18 protein-coding genes and 2 tRNA genes are annotated in these 21,280 nt (G+C 70.3%); 7 read left to right on the top strand and 13 right to left on the bottom strand.

Annotated features, from left to right (window positions below; translation table 11 throughout):
• Window positions 1-4: 4 nt before the first annotated feature.
• Together ACVTJA_RS27615 and ACVTJA_RS27620 are read right to left on the bottom strand one after the other, a co-directional pair.
• Window positions 5-985 (bottom strand): phosphatase PAP2 family protein, encoded by a 981-nt coding sequence (locus ACVTJA_RS27615; RefSeq protein ID WP_465823983.1) that lies wholly within the window; start codon window positions 983-985, stop codon window positions 5-7.
• The gene (locus ACVTJA_RS27620) at window positions 982-3,504 is read right to left on the bottom strand and encodes an efflux RND transporter permease subunit (protein ID WP_465823985.1); all 2,523 of its coding nucleotides are present in this window, start codon (window positions 3,502-3,504) and stop codon (window positions 982-984) included. Before ACVTJA_RS27620 ends, ACVTJA_RS27615 begins: the two co-directional genes overlap by 4 nt.
• Before the next feature lie 425 nt (window positions 3,505-3,929).
• Between ACVTJA_RS27620 and ACVTJA_RS27625 the strand changes: the two genes are divergently transcribed.
• Genes ACVTJA_RS27625 through ACVTJA_RS27635 form a run of 3 tightly spaced genes read left to right on the top strand, consistent with a single transcriptional unit; the run spans window position 3,930 to window position 7,692 of the window.
• On the top strand, window positions 3,930-5,480 hold the full coding sequence (locus ACVTJA_RS27625; protein ID WP_465823987.1) for an aminotransferase class I/II-fold pyridoxal phosphate-dependent enzyme: 1,551 nt from the start codon (window positions 3,930-3,932) through the stop codon (window positions 5,478-5,480).
• Window positions 5,481-5,487: 7 nt separating this feature from the next.
• A complete protein-coding gene (locus ACVTJA_RS27630) occupies window positions 5,488-6,669 on the top strand; it encodes a GNAT family N-acetyltransferase (RefSeq protein WP_465823988.1) in 1,182 nt (393 codons plus the stop codon).
• A 21-nt stretch (window positions 6,670-6,690) separates the two neighbouring features.
• Window positions 6,691-7,692 (top strand): NAD-dependent epimerase/dehydratase family protein, encoded by a 1,002-nt coding sequence (locus ACVTJA_RS27635; RefSeq protein ID WP_465823989.1) that lies wholly within the window; start codon window positions 6,691-6,693, stop codon window positions 7,690-7,692.
• A 73-nt stretch (window positions 7,693-7,765) separates the two neighbouring features.
• Here ACVTJA_RS27635 and ACVTJA_RS27640 read toward each other — a convergent pair whose 3' ends face one another.
• Complete coding sequence (locus tag ACVTJA_RS27640) at window positions 7,766-8,410, bottom strand: MlaC/ttg2D family ABC transporter substrate-binding protein (protein WP_465823992.1); 645 nt, start codon at window positions 8,408-8,410, stop codon at window positions 7,766-7,768.
• A 55-nt stretch (window positions 8,411-8,465) separates the two neighbouring features.
• Window positions 8,466-10,217 (bottom strand): TolC family protein, encoded by a 1,752-nt coding sequence (locus ACVTJA_RS27645; protein WP_465823993.1) that lies wholly within the window; start codon window positions 10,215-10,217, stop codon window positions 8,466-8,468.
• 292 nt (window positions 10,218-10,509) lie between these two features.
• Between ACVTJA_RS27645 and ACVTJA_RS27650 the strand changes: the two genes are divergently transcribed.
• A complete protein-coding gene (locus tag ACVTJA_RS27650; RefSeq protein WP_465823996.1) occupies window positions 10,510-11,436 on the top strand; it encodes a class I fructose-bisphosphate aldolase in 927 nt (308 codons plus the stop codon).
• A 178-nt stretch (window positions 11,437-11,614) separates the two neighbouring features.
• Here the strand turns inward: ACVTJA_RS27650 and ACVTJA_RS27655 are convergent.
• The 5 genes from ACVTJA_RS27655 to ACVTJA_RS27675 form a co-directional block, all read right to left on the bottom strand.
• Window positions 11,615-11,687 (bottom strand) — tRNA-Ala (locus tag ACVTJA_RS27655).
• Between the two features lie 56 nt (window positions 11,688-11,743).
• The gene (locus ACVTJA_RS27660) at window positions 11,744-12,145 is read right to left on the bottom strand and encodes a hypothetical protein (RefSeq protein ID WP_465823998.1); all 402 of its coding nucleotides are present in this window, start codon (window positions 12,143-12,145) and stop codon (window positions 11,744-11,746) included.
• 56 nt (window positions 12,146-12,201) lie between these two features.
• Window positions 12,202-13,482, bottom strand: coding sequence for an RsmB/NOP family class I SAM-dependent RNA methyltransferase (locus tag ACVTJA_RS27665; RefSeq protein WP_465840525.1), 1,281 nt, complete (start codon window positions 13,480-13,482; stop codon window positions 12,202-12,204).
• 108 nt (window positions 13,483-13,590) lie between these two features.
• The gene (locus ACVTJA_RS27670; RefSeq protein WP_465824000.1) at window positions 13,591-14,265 is read right to left on the bottom strand and encodes a response regulator; all 675 of its coding nucleotides are present in this window, start codon (window positions 14,263-14,265) and stop codon (window positions 13,591-13,593) included.
• A 97-nt stretch (window positions 14,266-14,362) separates the two neighbouring features.
• Window positions 14,363-14,448, bottom strand: a tRNA-Leu gene (locus tag ACVTJA_RS27675).
• Between the two features lie 96 nt (window positions 14,449-14,544).
• Between ACVTJA_RS27675 and ACVTJA_RS27680 the strand changes: the two genes are divergently transcribed.
• The 3 genes from ACVTJA_RS27680 to ACVTJA_RS27690 all read left to right on the top strand — a co-directional run bounded on the left by ACVTJA_RS27680 (window position 14,545) and on the right by ACVTJA_RS27690 (window position 18,430).
• Window positions 14,545-15,288 (top strand): tetratricopeptide repeat protein, encoded by a 744-nt coding sequence (locus ACVTJA_RS27680; protein WP_465824001.1) that lies wholly within the window; start codon window positions 14,545-14,547, stop codon window positions 15,286-15,288.
• 400 nt (window positions 15,289-15,688) lie between these two features.
• On the top strand, window positions 15,689-16,645 hold the full coding sequence (locus tag ACVTJA_RS27685; protein WP_465824002.1) for a diguanylate cyclase: 957 nt from the start codon (window positions 15,689-15,691) through the stop codon (window positions 16,643-16,645).
• Between the two features lie 48 nt (window positions 16,646-16,693).
• Window positions 16,694-18,430: a response regulator gene (locus tag ACVTJA_RS27690; protein WP_465824004.1), complete on the top strand. Its 1,737-nt coding sequence runs from the start codon at window positions 16,694-16,696 to the stop codon at window positions 18,428-18,430.
• Here the strand turns inward: ACVTJA_RS27690 and ACVTJA_RS27695 are convergent, their stop codons facing one another.
• From ACVTJA_RS27695 to ACVTJA_RS27710, 4 genes are all read right to left on the bottom strand, one after another.
• Window positions 18,431-19,021: an HdeD family acid-resistance protein gene (locus ACVTJA_RS27695; protein WP_465824006.1), complete on the bottom strand. Its 591-nt coding sequence runs from the start codon at window positions 19,019-19,021 to the stop codon at window positions 18,431-18,433.
• 292 nt (window positions 19,022-19,313) lie between these two features.
• The gene (miaA, locus tag ACVTJA_RS27700) at window positions 19,314-20,234 is read right to left on the bottom strand and encodes a tRNA (adenosine(37)-N6)-dimethylallyltransferase MiaA (protein ID WP_465824008.1); all 921 of its coding nucleotides are present in this window, start codon (window positions 20,232-20,234) and stop codon (window positions 19,314-19,316) included.
• Window positions 20,227-21,129, bottom strand: a complete 903-nt coding sequence (locus tag ACVTJA_RS27705) for a hypothetical protein (RefSeq protein ID WP_465824010.1) — start codon at window positions 21,127-21,129, stop codon at window positions 20,227-20,229. Before ACVTJA_RS27705 ends, miaA begins: the two co-directional genes overlap by 8 nt.
• Entirely contained in the window at window positions 21,117-21,275 is a 159-nt protein-coding gene (locus ACVTJA_RS27710) for a hypothetical protein (RefSeq protein WP_465824011.1), read from the bottom strand. The genes ACVTJA_RS27705 and ACVTJA_RS27710 overlap by 13 nt, the downstream gene beginning before the upstream one ends.
• Between the last annotated feature and the right edge of the window lie 5 nt (window positions 21,276-21,280).

Here is a 21,280-nt window from a genome sequence, read left to right on the forward strand (position 1 = left end):
GGCTTCAGGGCCGTACGATAGCGTCCACAGGGACGGAGCGCGCGGCCCTCTCGCCTTCCCGCTGCCGGGCGGCCCGCGACAGCCCCAGGGCCAGCCCCGCCACCACCATGACCAGCGGCACCGCGCACACCAGGTCCGTGGCGTAGTGGAAGCGCCCGGCCAGCGTAGCGGTGATGAGCCCGAGGCCCGGCCCCAACATGAGCCAGAACAGGGGCTTGTGGAACCGCCACGCGTAGAAGAGGACCAGCAGGGTGGTGCCGGTGTGCCCCGACGGGAAGCAGTCCCGCGCGTACTTCGGCGCGCGCATCAGCGAGTCCAGCACTGGCGTCAGCACCGCGCCCTGCAGCGGCCCGTGGAACTCGCCGATGAGGAAGTAACGGGGCCCCACCGCGGGCACCAGCGAGTACGCCGCGTAGTTGAGCAGGAACAGCAGCCCCAGCCCGGTGAGGTACTCGTTGAAGTCGGAGAAGACGCCCCGCTCCCGCCGGTAGAGCGCGATGCCCAGCACCAGCGGCCAGAAGAAGTGGCCGTAGTAGCAGAGCAGCAGGATGTCATTGAGCCACCCCGGGACGATGCGCCCCAGCTCCACCGCCGCCTGGAAGCCGAACAGCTTCTCGTCCGCGGCCACCAGTTGCGCGTCCTTCAGGATGGGGTTGAGGGTGTCCACCACCGGCCCCAGCCACCCGTGCGTCAGCACCGCCACGGGCAGAAGCCACCAGTCCGCCGCGGTCGTGAGCCAGCGGTGGCCCGGAAAGGAGGCCTCCGCTGTGCGGAGCACCAGCGGGCCGGCCGCCATGAAGGCGAACAGGCCGGCGTTGTGCAGTGAGTGTGGCACCCAGCGGCCGGGCCCCACGAGCACCAGCGCGGCCAACGAGCAGGCGACCAGCACCACGAGGTCCACCGCGTTGAGGTTCACCTGCACCCCTCGCTCGGACTTCAGCAGGGCCGCCAGGCTGCGGGGACTCTGGAAGGACACGGAGCTCACGCCGACTTCCGCTCCCCCGGCGCCTCGCTGCTGCTCACGCCAGTCATACCGAGCTCGAGGCTCCGCACGAGGGCACCATCCCCCACCACAGCCGCCTTGCGCCCCTTCCACCGCTCCAGGAGGGCAAGCATCGCGGGGAAGAAGACCGTGGTCCCCAGGAAGGTGCACACGACCCCGAGCAGTGCAATCTGTCCGATGCTGCGCAGCCCCTGGTGGTTGGCGACGAGCAACGCGCCATAGCCCGCCGCGTTCGACAGCGTGGCCACCACGGCCGCCAGCCCCGTGTGCCGCACCACCTTGCCGAGCGAGCCGGGCCCCTCCTCCTCGTACCGGTGGAAGAGATGCACCGAGTTGTCCACGGCGATGGCGAGCAGGTTGGGCAGCACCACCGCGTTGATGAAGTTGAGCTGCACGTCGAACAGGTACATGCCGCCCGCCAGGCACGTCATGCCCAGGAACAGCGGCCCGGTGACGAGCAGCGCGCGCTTGAAGCTGCGCAGGCTCAGGAAGATGACGAAGAACACCACCGCGGCCGCGGACCAGAGGATGAGCGGCCCATCCCCGCGCACCAGCGCGAAGATGCGCGCGGCGATGCGGTTGCTGTCCAGCACCGCCATGTCGATGCCGCGCGCCTTGGTGGCCTCCACCACCTGGTCGATCTGCGCCGCCCAGCGCTTCAGGTCCTCCGTGTCGTAGTTGGACACCGAGGGGAACAGCAGCAGGAACGTGCCCTTGCCGTCCGTGGCCTCGAAGCGGCGGCGGACCTCCACCGGCAGCGAGTTCAGGCCATACGGCTTCGCGTCCAGCATCTGCTGGAAGCCCTGCAGCCGCGCATCCTCCTGCGCCGACGCAGGCAGCCCGTGCAGCAGCTTGCGGATGCCGTCGATTTCCGCCTCGCGGCGCCGCAGGTCATGCGGCACCAGGTCGTTGAGGGACGCGCTGCGCAGGAACACGGAGTCCGCGCCATTCTTCCGCTTCACCTCCGCGATGACGTCCTCCACCTGCGCGGCCTGCGTCGTGTCCTCCACGAGGAAGATGGCGGGATTGAGCGGCTGGCCGAGCTGCTCGGTGACGTGGTCGTCCAGGCGCGAGGCCGGCGAGTCACCCTTCAGCTTGCGCATGTCCGTCTCGAAGCCGAGCCGCGGGGCGATGACCACGGAGAAGCCCGCGAAGGCCACCACCGACAGGGCAATGGCGACGATGACCGTGGTGGGCCACCGCTTCCACTCGCGCTCGGGCTTCGCCGCCGCCGGGGCCGCCTCGGCCGCCGTCGAAGCATTGGCCGCGGGCGCGGCGTCCTTGCGCGCGGGGCGCAGCCGCTCGGCGATGGCGAGCAGCGAGGGGCCCATGGCGTACGCCGCCAGCACCGCCAGCAGCACGCCCATGCCGGCCAGCAGGCCGAACTGGTTGAAGGCCTGGAACTGCGCCAGCAGCAGCACGAAGAAGGCCGCCGCGTTCGTCAGCGCCGAGGTGACGGCTCCGCTGAACGTCCCGCCCACCGCCGCCTTCAGCGCGTCGCGCGCGGACTGGTGCTCGCGCTCCTCCCAGTACCGCATGCACAGGTGCACGCCGTACTCGATGCCCAGGCCGATGAGGATGGCGACGAGGAAGCCCGTCACCACGTTGAGGTGGCCGATGGCGACCTGCGCGAAGCCGAACGTGAGCAGGATGCCCACGAAGACGGGCAGGCCCACCACCGCCAGCGCGGCGATGCGCCGGGTGGCCAGCAGGATGAGGCCCACGGCAATCAGCGCGGACAGGACGCCGGCGCGCGACAAGTCACTCCGCATCACCGCGTCCTCTTCGATGCGGTTCTGGAAGTTGCCCGTCGCCTCCAGCTTCACCGCCGGGTAGCGCTCCGTCGCGAGCGCGCGGCCGGTGCCCTTGGCCAGCTCCACGAAGCGCCGCGCGAAGTCCAGATCTCCCGCCGTCCCTGACGGCTTGATCATCAGGTAGACCTCGGTGCCGGCCTCGTTCGCCAGGTACTCCTTCATGCCCGCGTTGGGCGTGTGCTTCTTCGCGATGGCGTCGAAGTCCGGCGGCGGCGGCGTGGCCCCCAGGTCGATGTAGAAGGGGTTCGCCTGCTGGCGCTCGTAGCGGACGCGGGCCTCCAGGTCCTTGCGCAGCTCCGCCAGCTTCTCCGCCGGCAGCAGCAGCAGGCCGTGACGGTTGAAGAAGTCCACGTCATAGCTGTGCTCGACGTAGCGGACCTCCGGCAGGGCCTCCAGGCGCGCCTTGAGCTCCCTCGCGTAGGCCTTCAGGCGCGCCGGCGTGTCGCCCTGCGCCACGAGGACCAGGTACCCGTCCCCACCCGCCTTCTGTGACACGCGTGTCAGGTCTTGAACTTCACGGGCACCCTGGGGAAGCAGCTCCACGAACGACCCGCGGAACTCCAACCGCGACGCCAGCGCCATACCTCCGGCCGCCAGGAGCGCGAAGACGAGCAACACCTGCCAGGGCCGGGACACGGCTGCCTGGATGAATCCTTCGAACCACCGCTGTCGCAGAGACCGCGCCACCGTCCACTCCTCGATGAAGGCCGGCTAAAGCAAATTCCCAGCCAGTCAATGGCCCCCGCAAACATCAGGCCGGAGCGAAAGCTTCCAGGCCTCCGGAGGCCCTCCGGCGGGCGTGCAGCCATCTGCATACGGCGTATTCCACTATTCAATGGACAACGCTCGTGTGGCGGCGGCGTGCCATCAAAGTCGCGGTGCTGTCAAGCGAGCGCGACCGGTTGCCTGCCTCGGCAGGGACCCGAGCAACAGTCCGCGCCTTGACACTGTCGCTAACCCTCTTTATTCACGGCCCCGCGTCCCCCGTGGGAGGTCGCTGGACGCAGGTTTCCGAGGTCGGAACGAGCCCTGCAAGGGCGGCTTGACCGGAGATCCGCAGTCCCCCCGAAAGAGGATCCACCCTCCCGACGCAGGCCGAGAAAGACCACCCCATGAGCGACGTCTTCGAGAAGTGCAGCAACTGGAAGGACTACCGCATCGCGAAGGCCACGGGGCTCTACCCGTACTTCCGGGCCATCGAAGCGTCGCACGGCGCCACCGAGGTCGAGATTGAAGGCCGGCGCGTCATCATGGTGGGGTCCAACAACTACCTGGGCCTCTCCGCGGACCCGCGGGTGAAGGAAGCCGCCATCAAGGCGGTGGAGAAGTTCGGCACCACGTGCTCCGGCTCGCGCCTGCTCAACGGCACGCTGGCGCTGCACGAGGAGCTGGAGGCGCGGCTGGCGAAGTTCCTCAACCGCGAGGCCGCCATCGTCATCTCCACCGGCTTCCAGACGAACCTGGCGCTGGCGTCCATCCTCGGCCGTCACGACATCGTCTTCAGCGACCGGCAGAACCACGCGTCGCTGGTGGACGGCATCCGCCTGTCCTTCGCGACGGAGCGCAAGTTCCGCCACAACGACATGGACCACCTGGAGCAGCTGCTGGCCCAGGCGGAGCCCAACGCGGGGAAGATCATCGTCACCGACGGCGTCTTCTCCATGGAGGGCGACCTCTGCAACCTGCCCCGCATCGTGGAGCTGGCGAAGCACTACAACGCCCGCGTGATGACGGATGACGCCCACTCCATGGGCGTGCTGGGCGAGAAGGGCCGCGGGACGTCTGAGTACTTCGGCCTGGAGAAGGAGACGGACCTCGTGATGGGGACGTTCTCCAAGAGCTTCGCGTCGCTGGGCGGCGTGCTGGCGGGGCCCTTCGAGGTCATCAACTACATCCGCCACAAGGCGCGCTCGGTCATCTTCTCCGCGTCCATGACGCCGGCGTCCATCGCCGCGGCGCTCAAGGCGCTGGAGATCATCGAGGCGGAGCCGCAGCGCCGCGAGCGCCTGCTGGACATCGCGGAGAAGATGCACAACGGCTTCCGCGCCATGGGCTTCGACACGGGCGTGTCGGTGACGCCTGTGGTGCCGGTGCACATCGGCGACCAGGTGAAGTGCTTCCGCTTCTGGCGCGCGCTGCACGAGGCGGGCGTCTTCGCCAACCCGGTGATTCCGCCGGCGGTGGAGGCGGGCCACGCGCTCATCCGCACCTCGTACATGGCCACGCACACGGACGCGCAGCTGGACCGCGTGCTGGACATCTTCGAGACCATCGGCCGCAAGCTGAACGTGATTCCGGAGACGCGCCCCACGGTGTACGAGCCGGTGAAGATTGCCCGGCCCGGCACGCGCATCCTCAGCAACAAGGCCAGCGAGAAGTGGGCGGCCGGCTCCGCGGGCCTGCTCGCGGAGAAGGGCGGCATCACCCTGGAGCAGCTGTCGCGCATGTCCTCGCGCGAGGTTGCCGGCAAGCTCTTCGACGCGGTGGAGCAACTCACCTGGCGCGCCGCCAACCTGCAACCGGATGACCTGCGCAAGCTGGGCAACGCCCCGCTGAAGCTGTGGGAGAAGCGCGGCGAGCTGCCGGGCCTCCTCCTGGAGAAGGGCGCCCACTTCTTCATGCGCAACGGCACCAACGGTACGCACACCGAAGACAGGAACTAACCCACCCATGGCCCTTCCCGCCGAGCCTTCGCCCGCGACTCCTTCGCTCCCGCCCCTGCCCTCCGACGTGCAGGTGAGCCCCGTGCGTGGCTCGGCGGAGAAGATGCTGTTCATCCGCTTCCCCTACGGCATCTACAAGAACGACCCGAACTGGGTGATGCCGCTGGAGATGGAGCGCAAGGACTTCCTCGACCCGAGGAAGAACCCCTTCTTCCAGTACGGCGAGGTGGAGCTGTTCCTCGCCCGGCGCGGCAATGAGGTGGTGGGCCGCATCGCAGCCATCCGCAACCCTCGCCACATGGAGATCCACGGCACGAAGGAGGGCTTCTTCGGCCTCTTCGAGTGCGTGAACGACGCGGGCATCGCCCGGGCGCTGCTGGACACCGCGGCGGCGTGGCTGCGCGAGCGCGGCCTGAACGCGATGCTCGGGCCGGCCAACTTCTCGTCCAACCAGGACTGGGGCCTGCTGGTCGAAGGCTACGACACGCCCCCGGCCATCATGATGCCGCACAACCCGCCGTACTACGCGGCGCTGCTGGAGGCGTGCGGCCTCACCAAGGCGAAGGACCTCTACGCGTTCGAGCTCTCCTCCTCCGCGGCGCCGCCGGAGAAGGTGGTGCGCATCGCGGAGAAGATGCGCCTGCGCGAGGGCGTCACCGTGCGGCCGGTGAACATGAAGGACCTGGACGCGGAGGTGAAGCGCATCCGCGACATCTACAACTCCGCGTGGGAGAAGAACTGGGGCTTCGTGCCCTTCACCGACGCCGAGTTCGACCACCTCGCCAAGGATTTGAAGGCCGTCGTGAGGCCGGAGCTGGCGCTGATGGCCGAGGTGAAGGGCGAGCCCGTCGCCTTCGCGCTCACCGTCCCGGACGCCAACCAGGCCATCAGGGCGGCCAACGGGCGGCTGACCCACTTCGGCCTGCCCATTGGCCTGGCGAAGCTGCTGCTGGCCTCGCGCCGCATCAACCGGCTGCGCCTCATCATCCTGGGCATCAAGGAGGGCTACCGGCGCCGCGGCCTGGACGCCATCCTGTACCTGGACACGCTGCGCACGGCGAAGCAGCTGGGCTACGTGGGCGGCGAAATCTCGTGGACGCTCGAGGACAACCACCTCGTCAACCGCGCCATCGAGTCCATGGGCGCGCAGCGCTCCAAGGTGTACCGCGTGTACCAGCGCGCGCTGTAATCCCTCATCACGGAGGCCGTCTTGCATTTCCTCCTCACTGGAGGCACCGGCTTCATCGGCCAGCGGCTCGCGCGCCGCATCATCGAGCGCGGTGACACCCTCACCGTGCTGGTGCGGAAGAGCTCGAAGCGCGGCCCCCTGGAGGCCCTGGGCGCCCGCTTCGCGGTGGGCGATTTGACGACGGGCGAAGGCCTCGCCGAGGCGGTGCGCGACGTGGACTGCGTGCTGCACCTCGCGGGCGTCACCAAGGCCCGCGAGCCCGGCGGCTACTTCGAGGGCAACGCCAACGGCACCCGCCGCGTGGTGGAGGCCATGGCCGCCCTGCCCCGCCCTCCCCGGCTCGTCTACTGCTCGTCCCTGGCCGCCGCCGGCCCGTCCACGCCGGAGCGCCCGCGCCGCGAGGAGGACCCGCCGGCGCCCGTCTCCATCTACGGCCGCAGCAAGCTGGGCGGCGAGGAGGCGGTGCGTGAATTCGCGGACCGCGTGCCCTGCGTCATCGTCCGGCCGCCCATCGTCTACGGGCCGGGGGACACCGAGTTCCTCCCGTCCATGCTGCCCATGGCGAAGCTGGGGCTGGCCATCAAGAGCGGCTTCGGCCTCAAGCGCTACTCGGTCATCCACGTGGATGACCTGTGCACCGCGCTGCTGGCGGCCGCCGAGCGTGGCGCCACGCTGTCGAAGGACGACGTGGCCCGGGGCGTCTACACCGTGTCCGACGGGCGCGAGTACACGTGGGAAGAGGTCTGCGAGGCGCTGGCCGGTGTCCTCGGCCGGGGCCGACCCATCGTCGTGCCGGTGCCGAACGCCATCGGCTACCTCATCGGCCTGGGCTCGGAGGGGATGGCTCGCCTCAAGGGCACCATCCCCATCCTCAACCGCGACAAGGTGCGGGAGATGACGTGCCCGGCGTGGACGTGCACCACCGAGCGCGCCTCGCGGGAGCTGGGCTTCGCGCCCACCATCCCCCTGGAGCAGGGGCTCGCGGGCACCCTGGCCGCGTACCAGCAGGCCGGCGGCCGCTGAAAAGCGAAGGCCGGGGCCCCTCCTGAGAGGGACGCCCGGCCCTGGCTCGCTGCCACTTCAATTCAGCGCAGGACTACTTCGTGCCGCCCTGGGCGCCAGCGTTGCCCGCGGGAGCGTTGGTCGGAGTCGCGGCGCTCTTGGCGGACTTGCCCGCGTTCTCCTTCTCCAACTGCGCCCGCTTGCTCTTCAGCGTGGAGAGCAGGCCGTCGAAGCCCTTGTCGGCGAGCAGCTTGCGGAACTGGCCCTTGTACGTGTCCACGAGCGACACCTGGTCGGTAATCACGTCGTAGATGCGCCACTCCTTCTTCGTGTCGGGCCGGTAGAGCCTGTACTCGATGGGGATGTTGTCCTTCTTCAGCGTGAGGATGGTGTTGACCGTGGCCTCGTTCCCCTGGGCGGTCTCCTTCACGTACTTCACGTCCGCGTTGGCCTGGCCGATGGCCTTCTGGGCGTAGGAGGCGCGCAAGAGGCCCGTCATCGTCTCGGTGAAGTCCTTGCGCTGGGCGGGCGTGAGCGTGGCCCACTGCTTGTCACCCAGCGCGCGCTTCGCCAGCTCCTCGAAGTCGACGAACTTCTCGACGACGGAGGCGAGCGAGTCGACGGTGGCGTTGGGCGCGTTGGCGGCCTTCTGGACATCCGCATTCCCGGACTTGACGACCGAGAGCGGGCTGGCTGGCGCGGCGGCGAGCAGGGCGGCGGCGAGCAGGGATGCAATCATGTTTTTCCAGGCTCCGAGTTGGAGGACGAAAGAGAAGACAGATGTAGGGGCCAGGTTATTCACCCGGCGCGGGCGGTGCCCCGGTGACGCGGTCCAGGGCGGCCATGCCCAGGCGGACGTCGAACCAGCTCTTCGACTTGTCGCCGGACGCCTGGGCGTAGGCGGTGAATGCCTCCACCAGGTCCCGCGTCTCACCCGTACCCAGGTCGAACGCGGCGAAGGCGGCCGTCACCCAGCGGCGGGCGTTCTTCTCCGCCTCGGTGTAGGCCCTGGCGCGGGCCCAGGCCGCCACCAGCTCGCCGTGCACCTTCGTCACTTCCAGGCGGATGCCGGCGTGGATCTGCTTCTCCTGGGCGCGCAGCTTGTCCAGCTCCGCGCGAGCCTGCTCGAGCTGCGCGTCCTTCACGGGGATGTCGAAGGTGCCGCGCATCACCAGGCCCAGGCCCACGGTGCGGTCGTTGTACGGGTCATACGCGAAGGGGCTGCGCTGGCGCGTGGCGCTGGTGGTGATGCGGATGTCGTAGAAGCCGGCGAGCCCGATGTCCGGGAAGTAGCTGCGCTCGCGGATGAACACCTCCGCCTCACGCGCGGCGATGCCCGCGGTAATCGCGGTGAGCTCCGGCCGGCGCTGCTCGGCGAGCTCCAGCGCGCGCTCCAGCGAGGGCGGCTCCACGGCCTCTTCGAGCGGCAGGTCCTCCTCCACCACCGCCACCGGTGCGCCCGGCTGCGTATTGGCCAGCAGGCCGATGGCGGCCATCGCGAGCTGCTGGCCCTGCAGGGCCTCCGAGCGGCGCGCGTCGACAACCTGCCGGAAGAAGCGGACCTTGTACGTGTCCACCTGCGACACCTGTGAGGACTCCTCCTTCAGCAACGCGTCGATGCGCTCGGCGGCGTCCTCCAGGCGCTTCGAGACGTCCTCCAACTGCTTCAGGCCGGAGCGCGCGAGCTGGTAGCCGTAGTACGCCTGCGCGGCCTGGAAGCCCGCCTCGGCCCGGGCGCGCTCGCGCAGCGCCTCGCCCACCACCGGCCCGCGGGAGCCCGCCTTCTCCAGCGCGGTCAGCTTGCCAAAGGTGTAGAGGGGCAGCACCGCGTTGCCCGTGGAGAAGGCCGTGATGCCCACGTTTCCGAAGTTGAGGTCTCCCTCGAAGGAAGCCTTGGTGGTGGGCGGACCGCCCAGCCCGTCGTTGCGGGCCTCGGGCACGGGGCCGCCCAGGCCCACCGTGATTTCGAACTTGGGGAACCAGGCCCACTTCGCCTGCTGGTAGAGCGCGTTGAACTTGCGCAGCTCCGCCGTGGCCTCCTCCACCCGTGAGTCCGTGGCCCGGGCCCGCGCCACCAACTGCGCGAGCGTCAGCGGTGCCGCCTGGGAAGGGACCTGTGAGTCGGGCGTCTCGCTCACCTCCTGTGTGGCCTGCTGCGCCTGCTGCGCGGGCTCGCGCGCGGGCGCGGGCGACACCGACTTGGTGGCGTTCGGCATGGCCGTGGGCTGATCCACCGTGTTCGGGGCGATGGTGGGAGGCGACGGAGGAAGCTGCGGCGCTCCGGTGCCCGTCCGGGGGGCCTGCGGGCTGGGGCCTGGGGAGTCCGTGCCCGTCGACGGCGTGGGGGACGTTCCCGTTCCAGGGGAGGTGGAGGTGCCCGTCCCGGGCGTGGTGGAGGTGCCCGACGTCCCCGTGCCAGACGTTCCAGGAGAGGGAGACGGGCTGCCTCCCGGCCCCACCGTCCCGCCGGGAGTGAGCTGTGCCGCCGAGAGTCCGGCCGCCAGCACCAGCGCCACTGTCACGCCTCGATCCAGGTGTCTGCGCATTCCTTCGGCCTCGTGCGGGCCCCATATCCGAGTTACCCGCGACGACGCAGCATCTTCCTTCCTCGAAGCGCCGTCACCCGCCATGTTCGTTCCATTTCCACCGTCCGATGCCTCTCGGAAGCCCTGCCCTGGCGGCGTGGGGGCCGTCCGGCCGGGGCGCCCGGAAGTGTGCTCACGTGGAAACGCTGACACTCGGACGCGAAAAGGAGTTGGTTGGACGTGGCGTATGCAGCAGATTGCGAGCCGTTCCCGAGTCGGGCCACCAGGCCCGCATGACCGAGGACCCCCACACATGGCCTATACCGATCGCGTCAAGCAGATCCTGTCCTGGTACACGTCCGACAACCCCGGCACGCTGACCAACCTGGCCCGCCTCATGAACACCGGCACGCTCGCCGGCACGGGCAAGCTGGTCATCCTCCCGGTGGATCAGGGCTTCGAGCACGGTCCCGCGCGCTCGTTCGGCCCCAACGTCGCCGGCTATGACCCGGACTACCACGCGCAGCTCGCCATCGACTCCGGCTGCAACGCCTACGCGGCGCCGCTGGGCTTCCTGGAGGCCATCGCCGGCAAGTTCGCGGGCGAGATTCCCCTCCTCCTCAAGCTCAACAACTCCGACTCGCTGGCCAAGACCGCCGCGCCCATCTCCGCGGTGACGTCCTCCGTGAAGGACGCCGTCCGCCTGGGCTGCGTCGCGGTGGGCTACACGATTTATCCGGGCTCCGCCGCGCGCAACGAGCAGTACGAGGCGCTGCGGGAGATCATCAAGGAGGCCAAGGAGTACGGCCTGCCCACCGTCGTCTGGGCCTACCCCCGCGGCAACATGTCCAAGGAGGGTGAGACGGGCATCGACGTGGTGGCGTACGCGGCGCAGATCAGCGCCCAGCTCGGCGCGCACATCATCAAGGTGAAGCCGCCGCAGGACCACATCGAGCAGCCCGAGGCGAAGAAGGCCTTCGAGAAGGCCAACATCCCCACCAAGACGATGGCCGACCGCGTGCGCGAGGTGGTGCGCTCCGCGTTCAATGGCAAGCGCATCGTCATCTTCTCCGGCGGCGAGGCCAAGGACACCGCGGCCCTGCTCGAGGAGGTTCGTCAGATCCACGCGGGCGGCGGCTTCGGCTCCATCATGGGCCGCAACGCCTTCCAGCGTCCGCACGACGAGTCCGTGAAGCTGCTCAAGGACGTGATGAACGTCTTCGCCAGCGGCCGCGGCTAGTCGGCGCGAAGAGCCTCGGGGCCATGGCCCCGCGAAGTCCGAAGGCCCGTCAGGTCTCCCCTGGCGGGCCTTCTTCGTTGGCCATGGGCCCGGACGCGAGCGCGGCGCACGCACGATGCCGGCGCCGGAAAACAAAAAGGCCCGCCTGGTTTCCCAAGCGGGCCTCTTCATTTCAGAGTGGAGCTAATCGGGATCGAACCGATGACCTCTTGAATGCCATTCAAGCGCTCTCCCAGCTGAGCTATAGCCCCGTCTTTTGCTGCTGAGCCGCTGTGGGGAGCGGCCCGACGTCGAAAGTGGGTGCCTTCTACCGCGCCTTTTTGCCGTTGGCCACAACTGTTTGAGGCTTCGTGGCGTTTTTTCCAACCTTCAACCGCTCCGCGACCTCTTCTCCTTCCCGGAGGATGTCGGTGAGCTCGCGTGCGTGGGCCTCGGCCGCCTGCTCGGCGGCCTCGACGGCCTTGAGGACGGAGGCGAAGCCGGCGGGCAGCTCCAGCTTGCCCTTCTGCACCTGGCGCCAGACGACCTCGCCCAGCTCCTTGAGTGCCCGCTCCTTCTGGTCCTTCAACACGGTGGTCTTCGCGTTGGCGCGAGCCAGGTCCGTGTTGCGCTCCACCGCCTCGCGAAGCTGGGCCAGCCGGGCCTGCGCCGCCTGGAAGGCCTCGTTGATCTGCTTCACCACTTCAGACTGCTTCGGGTCGGCCGCCACGTGGGTGCACCCCTTGAGAATTCAGACAGTTGCGTAGCGTGTGGGCTCGCGGGCTGTCAACCCCGCGCCCGCTTCCGGAGCCGCGCCGCGAAGAAGCCGCCTCCGGGCACGCGAGGTGGCATCGCCTTGAGATACGGCCCCTGCGCCGCCAGCGCCGCGCGTTCCGCTCCCAGCACGTCTCCTACCGGCTCCAGCGTGAAGTCCGGGTGCTTCGCCAGGAAGGCCTCCACCACCGCCTCGTCCTCCTCCGGCATCACCGAGCACGTCGCATAGACGATGAGCGCGCCCGGCTTCGTCTGCGCCGCCACCTCATCCAGCAGCCCCGTCTGGGTGGCCTGGAACTCAGTGACTTTCGCCGCGGTGAGCTTCCACTTCTGGTCCGGCTCGCGCGCCAGCGAGCCCGTGCCGCTGCACGGCGCATCGATGAGGAGCACGTCCGCGTCGGACAGGGGCAGCGGGTGCGGGAAGGCGACCTGCCGCAGGGAGAGCCGGCTCACCCGCTCGCGGGCTTCGGCCAACCGGCGCCGGCTGCGGTCTCCGGCCAGCACCCGGCCGGACGGGCCCACGAAGTCCGCCAGCGCCAGCGTCTTGCCGCCCGCTCCGGCGCACACGTCTGCCACGGTGAGCCCCTCCAGCGAGCCCCCCACGGGACGACACAGCTCGGAGATGAGCTGGCTGCCCACGTCCTGGACCTGGAGCTTCCCGGACTTCATCACCTTCGTCTCGAAGATGCGGTGGCTGGCGTCCACCACGCGCACCGCGTCCGGAGCCGCCGCCACGGGCTCCGCCGTGACGCCCTCCTCCGCCAGCGCGGCCAGCACCGCGTCGCGCGTCCCGGGAGGCCGCACGCGGAAGTGAAGCGCGGGCTCCTCGTCCAGCGAGGACAGGAGTCCCTCCAGCACATCCTCCGGATACACCTGCGCCAGCCGCTGTACGAACCAGGAGGGGAACGAGTAGCGCACCGCCAGCCGCTCGGCGGGCGAGTCCGCCACGGGCGCCTCCGGCAGCGGCGACTCCACCACCTCCTGCAGCAGGTCGTCCTTGATGGTGCGCGGGCGCACCGGACCGGGCAGCCGCACCTCGGGGCCAATGCGCTTCCAGCCCTCGCCACAGAAGATGCGCCGCCAGAGGGCATAGCGCACCAGCGCCTGGTCCTCCGTCAGCCCCACCTTGCCCATGGTGTGTCCCAGCAGTCGCGCCGCCAGGTCCAGGAGCCGCTGGTGCCGGGACAACTCGCGCACGGCAAACGCAGTGAAGCGCCGCTCCTGGCCACCCAGTCCATCCGCTTCACGCAGCGCCTCCGCGAGCGCGGCCTTCAGCGGCTCTCCCCGGAGCACCTTGATGTGCGCCTGGAGGGCCGCGGTGGCGGCGCTGCGAGACGGACGCCCGAGCCGGGCCGCGTCCAGCGGTTTCGAAGGCCACACGGAATCCACGGGGGCGCGCCTCTAACCTTTCAGCGCCAGGGTGATGGCGAGGCACCCCTCGCGGGAGTGCACCTCGGGCGCCTGTCCGGCCCCCACGAAGAGGTACCGGGGCGCGGTGTGCCGCTCGCCCGCCACCTCCAGGTCTCCCTCCACCAGCAGCACGCCCTCCCCGCCCTTCGCGCGCGGACGCCACGTGAAGGCGCGGCCGGGCGCCACGCGCAGCCAGAGCGCGGCCCCCTCCGCCTCGTGAGAGACAGGGGTCGTGTGGACGCCGGGCGACAGCTCCGTCCATGCGCTCTCGAGCGAGGGGGCCCTCGCGGAGGCCACTCCCTCGGCCTGCCGCCGCAGGCCGAGGAAGCGCTCCACCAACGTCATGATGTCGTCGAGCTGGAAGGGCTTCACCAGCACCGCGTCCGGCACGTGCGGGCGCAGCGTCCGGGAGACCTCGTCCGGGGCGGCGGCGCTGACGATGGCCACCGCCTGCTGGGCGCGTCGGGCGGCCTCCAGCACCGTGCGGCCGCCCTGCTCCCGGCCGGCGATGCGCAGGTCCGTGATGACCAGGTCGAACCGCTCCGAGCGCAGGGCCTCCAGCGCCTCGGTCTCGGTACCGACCTCGCGCACCTCGGCCAGCTCGGCGATGATTTCGCCCATGCCTTCCCGGAGGCTCGCGTCGTCCTCGACCAGCAGCACCTTCATTGCGGGGAGCCTCCGCCTGGCCTGACGGCTGCCGGTCCTCTTCGGACCCGGGCGAGGCCGGCACGCTCACATCCGCCGGTCTGCCCTGTTCGGATAATGGCCCTCCCCGGACTCGAACCGGGACGCGGGGTCAGCCGCAGCGGATTTTGAGTCCGCCTCGTCTACCAATTTCGACAGAGGGCCGCTTGTTGCGAGAACGACCAGACGTATACCGCGACCTGAGCGGTTGTGCATCCGAAGATTGCGGTGTCGAACGCACATCGCTAAGAGGGGCCCCGCATGTACAACCTTCTCATTTCCCTTGCCGTGGGGATTGTCGTCGCGCTCCTGGTGAAGCTCGCCGGCTTCTCCCTCTGGGCCGGTCTCGTCCCCGGGATCATCGCCGTCGTCGGCACCTTCATCCTGCTCGCCCGTCGGGTGGCCGGCCGCATCCAGGCCCTGATGACGGTGGTCCAGGCGGACCTCCAGTCCCAGCCCACCAGCCAGAAAGACGCCCAGGCCAAGGTGGACCGGGCCGTGAAGACGCTGGAGCAGGGGCTGGTCTACGACAAGTGGCAGTTCCTCGTCGGCCCGGAGATCCACGCCCAGATCGGCATGCTGAAGTACATGGTGAAGGACCTGGACGGAGCGAAGGCGCACTTCGAGAAGTCCAGCGCGCGCAACTACATGGCCAAGGCCATGGAGGGCGCCCTGTACTACCAGCGCAAGGACTTCCCGGCGATGAAGGCCGCCTTCGAGGCCGCGGTGAAGAGCGGCAAGAAGGAGTCCATCGTCTGGGCCGTGTACGCGTGGTGCCTCCTGCAGAACAAGGAGAAGGACGAGGCGCTCAAGGTGCTGGCGCGCGGCGTGGAGGAGAACCCCAAGGACGAGAAGCTCAAGGGCAGCCTCACGCAGCTCCAGAATGACAAGCGCCTGAAGATGAAGCCCTATGAGCCCATGTGGTGGCAGTTCGGGCTCGAGGCCCCTCCGATGATGCCCCCCATGGGTGGCGGCCGTCGGATGCAGTTCATTACGCGACGCTGATCGCCCGGCGGGGGGCGTGTGAGCGTCCGCCCCCGTACGGGAATTCCTACCGGGCCCTTCAAGACGATGCTGGAACGTCTTCCGACCCGTTAAAACGGGGGCACGGAGAGGGCACGCAACCACCTGAAATCACTGTGCTGGGACTGTGCGGGGCCGGGGCATGCTGCTTGCTCCAGGGCCGTGCGCGTGCGGCGGCGCGAAGCGGGCCCGCGACGCGGCGGCTTACGGGCTTGGCAGCCGGAGGTCTCGGGTGAAGGTTGCGGGAGTCGGCGGGTGCTTGCAGGACCGGGTGGCGGCGGATGCGCGTGGGGCGCTGGGGCGTCGGGAGCACTCGGCAGGGCGTGGCACCCGAGACTTTCGGCCTGCCATTTCGCAGCAGGCGAGTGAAGCGGAGTGGTGCATGGAACGGCGTGGCCGTACCTCGGGGCGGTCCCTCCTCCTCATCATCGAGGACGACGCGGGGGTCCGCGAGAGCCTCATGGACCTGCTCGCGTCCCGCTTCGACGTGCTCGCAGCGCCGGACGCGGACGCGGGGCTGGAGCTGGCGCGAGAGCACCGGCCGGACATCGTCCTCCTGGACCGTTTCCTGCCCTCGGGGGACGGGCTGCTGGTGCTGGAGGCGCTCCAGCGCGACGCGCGCACCGAGGCCGTCCCCGTCATCTTCCTCACCGGCGATGCGGACGAGGCCACCCTGGAGCGCTGTCTGGAAATGGGCGCGGTGGACTTCATCCACAAGCCGGCGAGCGCGCGTGAATTGCTGGCCCGCATCGACCGGGCGCTGCGCCAGAGCGAGCAGCAGCGCCGCCTTCAAATCCTCGCGCAGACGGACGCCCTCACCGGGCTGGCCAACTTCCGCGCGCTCACCGTGCGGCTGGAGGAGGAGTTCCGCCGCGCGCACCGCTACCAGTACCCGCTGAGCGTGGTGGTGATTGACTTGGATCACCTCAAGGCCATCAACGACGGCATGGGGCACGACGTGGGCAACCGCGCCATCCTCGCGCTGGCGTCGCAGCTCAAGGGCAACCTGCGCGAGTCCGACTTCGCGGCCCGCTTCGGCGGCGACGAGTTCGTCGCGCTGCTGCCTCACCAGACTGCGCTGGAGGCGGCCGTGTTCGCCGAGCGCATCCGCTCTGGCCTGCGCAGCGTGGGCGTGCAGAAGAGCGACGGTCGCCCTGCCCCCTTTGGCCTCAGTGTCAGCGTGGGCATCGCCGACCATACGTTGGAAGGGCCGAAGGAGGACCCGGACGCGCTGCTGAAGGCGGCGGACGCGGCCCTCTACGAGGCGAAGCGGGAGGGGCGGGATCGGGTGGTGGTGTTCGGCCGGCCGGTCATCTCCCCGCCGGTGCAACGGCACTGAAGGGCAGCGCGGGCGAGCAGGCAACGGCGGGGCAGCGAGGGCGAGGATATGCAGGGCAACAGGCTGGCGAGCGGTTCGAGGGTTGCAATCGTCGGAGGCGGCATCGCCGGCGCGGGGCTGGCGGCCTCGCTCCTCTTCAACGGGCGGGCACGCGGCCTCACGCTGGACGTGCGCGTCTACGCGGGCGGGACGGCGGAGCGCACCGCGCCTCCGGCCGTGCTCACCCCGGAGTGCCGCTCGCGCCTGGCCGCGCTGGGCTGCCGCATTCCCACCGAGTGGCGCTCGCACGAATTGCGCGGCGTGGAAATCATCGCCGAGGGGCGGCGCGAGCTGCTCCCCGCCGCCTCGGGCGGGCTGTGGGTGGTGGACGGCTGGCCGCAGGGTGAAGGCGGGCTGGCGCAGGTGCGCGACGTGCTCGCCACGGCGGCGAGCGCCCAGGGCGCGCGCTTCGTCTCGCGGCACGTGGAGAAGGTGGAGCGTCAGGCCCCGGCGCCGGACGCGCCCGCCTCCGTGCGCGGCGCGGGGCCGCTGGTGGTGCGCGCGCAGGGCAGCGGAGACCGCTTCCACGCGGTGGCGCTGGCCACGGGCGCGGGCCCGCTGATGGGCGACGCGTTCTTCAAGGGCTTCCGTCCGGCGCCCACGGTGGCGGCGGTGCAGGCGCGGCTGCGGCACGCGTCGCCCCGGCTGGACCTGGCCCCGCTGGCGCGCCTGTGGATTGCACCGCTGCCCACGGTGGACGGGCTGTTCCTGCTGCCGGGTGCGGGCTCGGTGTACGCGCTGGCCTTCGGCCCTGCGGTGACGCCCGCAGACCTGTGCCAGGCGCTGATGATGGCGGCGCGCGACGGGCTGGTGGAGGAAGGCTTCGAGTTGGCGGCGCTGGAGACGACGCGCCTGCCCTACGGGCCCGGCCGCACGCTGGTGGCGCCGGGCCAGGTGGTGGTGGGCCCCGCGGCCTTCGGCCATCCGCTGCAGGTGGGCCTGTCGGAGACGCTGGCCTCGTGCAGCCGCGCGGCGGTGGCGCTGCTGGACGGTGGGCTGGAGGCGCCCGCGCTGGAGCGCCGGTACGTGCGCGAGGGCCTGGGCGAGCTGATGGAGGACGCGGCGGCGGGTGCGCGCTCCATCACCTGGCTGCGCCGCGCGGGGCGGCGGGCGCCGGCGGCCTTCATCGCGGCGAAGCGCCGACGGGGCCTGGGCGGCGTGTACGGCGGCGGCGTGCTGGGGCTGGGCGCGCCCACGCCCACGGCGCTGCTGGGCTCGGCGCGCTGGGCGGGCCTGCGCGAGGTGGTGGGCTCGTTCATGCGCACGACGATGGAGCCGGTGCCCACGGTGGTGCCCGAGTTGGAGCCGGACCTCTACTACGTCGTGGACGATGACCCGGACGCTCGCGAGGCGCTGACGGCCCTGCTGGAGAGCACGGGCGCGAAGGTGGTGGCGTTCGCGGACGAACTGGCGCTGTTCTGCGCGGTGGCGCGGCGGCCACCCACGGCGATTCTGCTCGACGTGGTGCTGCACTGGGTGGACGGTCTGCGGTTGGCGGAGGGGCTGAAGCAACACCCGCTCACGCGCAACACGCGGGTGGTGGTGATGAGCGGCCTCAACCGTCCGCACGTACGCCAGCGGGCGCTGGACGCGGGGGCAGAGGCCTTCCTGCCCAAGCCCGTGGACCCGGAGCGGCTGTTGCGCCTGCTCACCGGCCGCGTGCCGGTGGCGCCGCCCGCGGTGGAGCCGGAGCGCCGGTCCACCGTCGGTGATGAGACGCTGGGCGAGGACCGTTACGCGTCCTGACTACGCGGTGACCTGGCGCATCGCGCGGCGAAGCGTCAGTGAGCCGGCCATGAGGGCCACGCCCCGGAAGAGGATGCCGATGCCCACCATGGTGCCCACCAGCCACACGGCGGAGATGGGCCACTGCGCCATCACCACGATGCCGAGGAAGACGGACACGGCACCGTAGAGGAAGTCCCAGCCCCACCGGGGATAGCGGTCCACGATGGACGTAATCGCGTGGAACAGGCCGCTGGCGAAGAAGTAGCCGGCGAGCATGAGCGTCAGCGCGGCCAGGCCGGCCTTCGGGTACACGAGGATGAACAAGCCCACCACGGTGGAGAGCACGCCTCCCAGCAGGTAGAGGACGAAGGGCCCGCCGGACTTGCGGACGCGGAACGCGGCGACGATTTCCGAGATGCCCGCCACGGTCAGCATCGCGCCGAAGAAGATGGCGGTCACCAGGCTGGTGACGAACGCGGCACCCAGCGACACGATGCCGAGCACCGCCAGCAGCAGACCCAGGAGGAAGGGACCGCCCCAGATGGACGAGGAGACCCTCGGTTCATTGCCTGGGGTTGTTCCCTGATTGCGCTCAATGGTGATGGCCATGCCGTCCGCTCCGCGTTGTGAGCACCCGGGCGTTCGGCAGGCCGCGCGTCCGTCAGGCGAATGCGCGGCGGCACCCGGGGTCCGGGGCTCGTCCAGCCGCGAACATGGGAGCGCGAGGCCGCGCGGACAACGCGCGCCCCACCGCTCCTCCCCTTCCCTGCTCCTCCCTGGCGCCTCCGCGTGAGCAATCTCGAACGAGCCCTGGCAGGCAGAAACGCCCCAGGTTCTTTCGAAGGGCTCGAACGCGCCCGGTGGAGAGTGACTCCCCGATCGAACCCGTCGTCCGCGAGCCTCAGGTGCTTTCAGGTGGCTCGGGCCGGAGCTCGTACGGCGGCTGCAGGAACACCGCGCCGGGCTCCTTGCGGAACCACGTGAGCTGCCGCTTGGCGTAGCGGCGCGTCTCCTGTGCGGTGTCGTGGATGGCCTCCGCCACGGTCATCCGTCCCTCCACCACCGCGCGCGCCTGCACGTAGCCCACGCTGCGCATGGGGGCCGCGTCCGCGTAACCCCGGGCCATCAGCTCTCGCGTCTCCTCCACGAGCCCCCCGGAGAACATGGCCTCCGTGCGCGCGTTGATGCGCTGGTAGAGCTCCTCTCGCGGCGGGTCGAGCACGTACAGCCGGAAGGGATACCGGTCCGCGGAGAACGCATGGGCCCTCCGGAACTCCGAGGCGGGCACGCCCGTCTGCGCATGAATCTCCAGCGCGCGGACGACTCGGACCAGGTCCTGTGGGGGCAATTTCGCCGCCGTCTCCGGGTCCACCGCCGCCAGCCGGCGATGCACCGCCTCACGTCCCTCGGCGGCCGCCTGGGCTTCCAGCTCCGCCCTCAGCTCGGGCAGCGCGCCGGGCGCATCCACCACACCGTGGAGCAGCACGCGCAGGTACAGCCCCGTACCGCCCACGACGAACACAGGCCGTCCGCGCGCGGCAATCTCGGAGATGACCGCGTCCGCGCGCCGTTGGTACTCGGCGGCGGAGAACGCCTCCAGCGGGTCCACCGCGGACACGAGGTGATGTGGCACCGCGGCCAGCTCCTCGGCCGAGGGCTTCGCGGTGCCGATGTCGAAGTGCCGGTACACCTGCTGCGAGTCCGCGCTGACAATCTCTCCACCCGCGCGGCGCGCCAGCTCGATGGCGAGCGCCGTCTTCCCCGACGCCGTCGGCCCGGCAACCACCGTCAGCAGCGGCCCTCCCTCCGTCCCCTCACCCATGTCCCGCTGCCTCCAGAGCACCACGCACCACCGCCGCGGCGGATGAATCCCGCGCGAACACCAGGCGCACCGGGGACACCTCCGACAACAGCCTCCCCGCCGCCGCCATCAGCCCACCGCGACCGGCGGCCGTCGTCTCGGGCAACAGCGCGTTGAGCAGCAGCATGCGCCCGACGTCGCCCGCGGCCTGTGACTCCCACCGCGAGCCCGCGTCCCACGCCAACGTACCCACCGCCATCAACCGTGCCTCACTCGGGACACCCACGTTCCACGGCGTCCCCGCGACGCGCCACTCGGAGGGCGCACGTTCATCGGGCCACACCGCAACCAACTCATCGGAGAGCAGCTCGCCGCCCGCGTCCGCCCACAGCGCGCCCAGGGTGCTCTTCCCCGCCCCCGAGTGCCCCACGAACAATGCCGCCCGCCCCTGGTGCGCCACGGCCACGCCATGCACCAGCAGGCCGCCACGCCGCGCGAGCGCTCCCGCGAGCATCACCTTCAGCACCGTCTCCACGGGAAAGCGCCCAGGCCCCACCACCGTGGCGCGCAGGCCGTCCGCGGAAACTTCCGCGGAGTAGTCCTCGCCCTCCAGGCGCAGCGAACCCTCCGGAGTACGTTGAACGCGGGGGAGCTCGCGGGTGGCGGGCGCAGGCCGCGCCACCTCGGGGGCGATGGACTCGAGCCGGGCCACCGCGCCGCAGTCCTCCGAATCAGGGACGAGGAACCGCGAGAACAACCGCCGCAGCGAGCCACGAAGGCTCGCGTTGGCCACCTCCACCGCCACCGTCCAGCCCGCGATGCGCAGGCGGACTCCGGTGGCGGGTGGAGTTTCGTCGGAACCGCCGCCACCACCGGGACCGGGCATGCCGGTGCCCGGCGGGCTCAGGGCATGCACTCCGACTCGCCCGGGATGTTGCACTGGGAGACCTGCGCCAGCGCCACGAAGGGCTGCTCCCAGAGGATGGCGGGCGGCTCGTACTTCGGCCGTGCCTCGAAGGCCGGGGCCGGCGCCGCATTCAGGTCAGTGTTCCGGTCCGTCATGGTGG

This window comes from Pyxidicoccus sp. M6 (assembly GCF_055568925.1).

What these genes read in the sequence shown, in the direction of transcription:
- ACVTJA_RS27640 (WP_465823992.1), bottom strand. Translation starts at nt 8,410, where the DNA reads ATGATTGCATCCCTGCTCGCCGCCGCCCTGCTCGCCGCCGCGCCAGCC.
- ACVTJA_RS27630 (WP_465823988.1), top strand. Translation starts at nt 5,488, where the DNA reads ATGGCCCTTCCCGCCGAGCCTTCGCCCGCGACTCCTTCGCTCCCGCCC.
- ACVTJA_RS27670 (WP_465824000.1), bottom strand. Translation starts at nt 14,265, where the DNA reads ATGAAGGTGCTGCTGGTCGAGGACGACGCGAGCCTCCGGGAAGGCATG.
- ACVTJA_RS27625 (WP_465823987.1), top strand. Translation starts at nt 3,930, where the DNA reads ATGAGCGACGTCTTCGAGAAGTGCAGCAACTGGAAGGACTACCGCATC.
- ACVTJA_RS27650 (WP_465823996.1), top strand. Translation starts at nt 10,510, where the DNA reads ATGGCCTATACCGATCGCGTCAAGCAGATCCTGTCCTGGTACACGTCC.
- ACVTJA_RS27680 (WP_465824001.1), top strand. Translation starts at nt 14,545, where the DNA reads ATGTACAACCTTCTCATTTCCCTTGCCGTGGGGATTGTCGTCGCGCTC.
- ACVTJA_RS27710 (WP_465824011.1), bottom strand. Translation starts at nt 21,275, where the DNA reads ATGACGGACCGGAACACTGACCTGAATGCGGCGCCGGCCCCGGCCTTC.
- ACVTJA_RS27685 (WP_465824002.1), top strand. Translation starts at nt 15,689, where the DNA reads ATGGAACGGCGTGGCCGTACCTCGGGGCGGTCCCTCCTCCTCATCATC.
- ACVTJA_RS27690 (WP_465824004.1), top strand. Translation starts at nt 16,694, where the DNA reads ATGCAGGGCAACAGGCTGGCGAGCGGTTCGAGGGTTGCAATCGTCGGA.
- ACVTJA_RS27645 (WP_465823993.1), bottom strand. Translation starts at nt 10,217, where the DNA reads ATGCGCAGACACCTGGATCGAGGCGTGACAGTGGCGCTGGTGCTGGCG.
- ACVTJA_RS27695 (WP_465824006.1), bottom strand. Translation starts at nt 19,021, where the DNA reads ATGGCCATCACCATTGAGCGCAATCAGGGAACAACCCCAGGCAATGAA.
- miaA (WP_465824008.1), bottom strand. Translation starts at nt 20,234, where the DNA reads ATGGGTGAGGGGACGGAGGGAGGGCCGCTGCTGACGGTGGTTGCCGGG.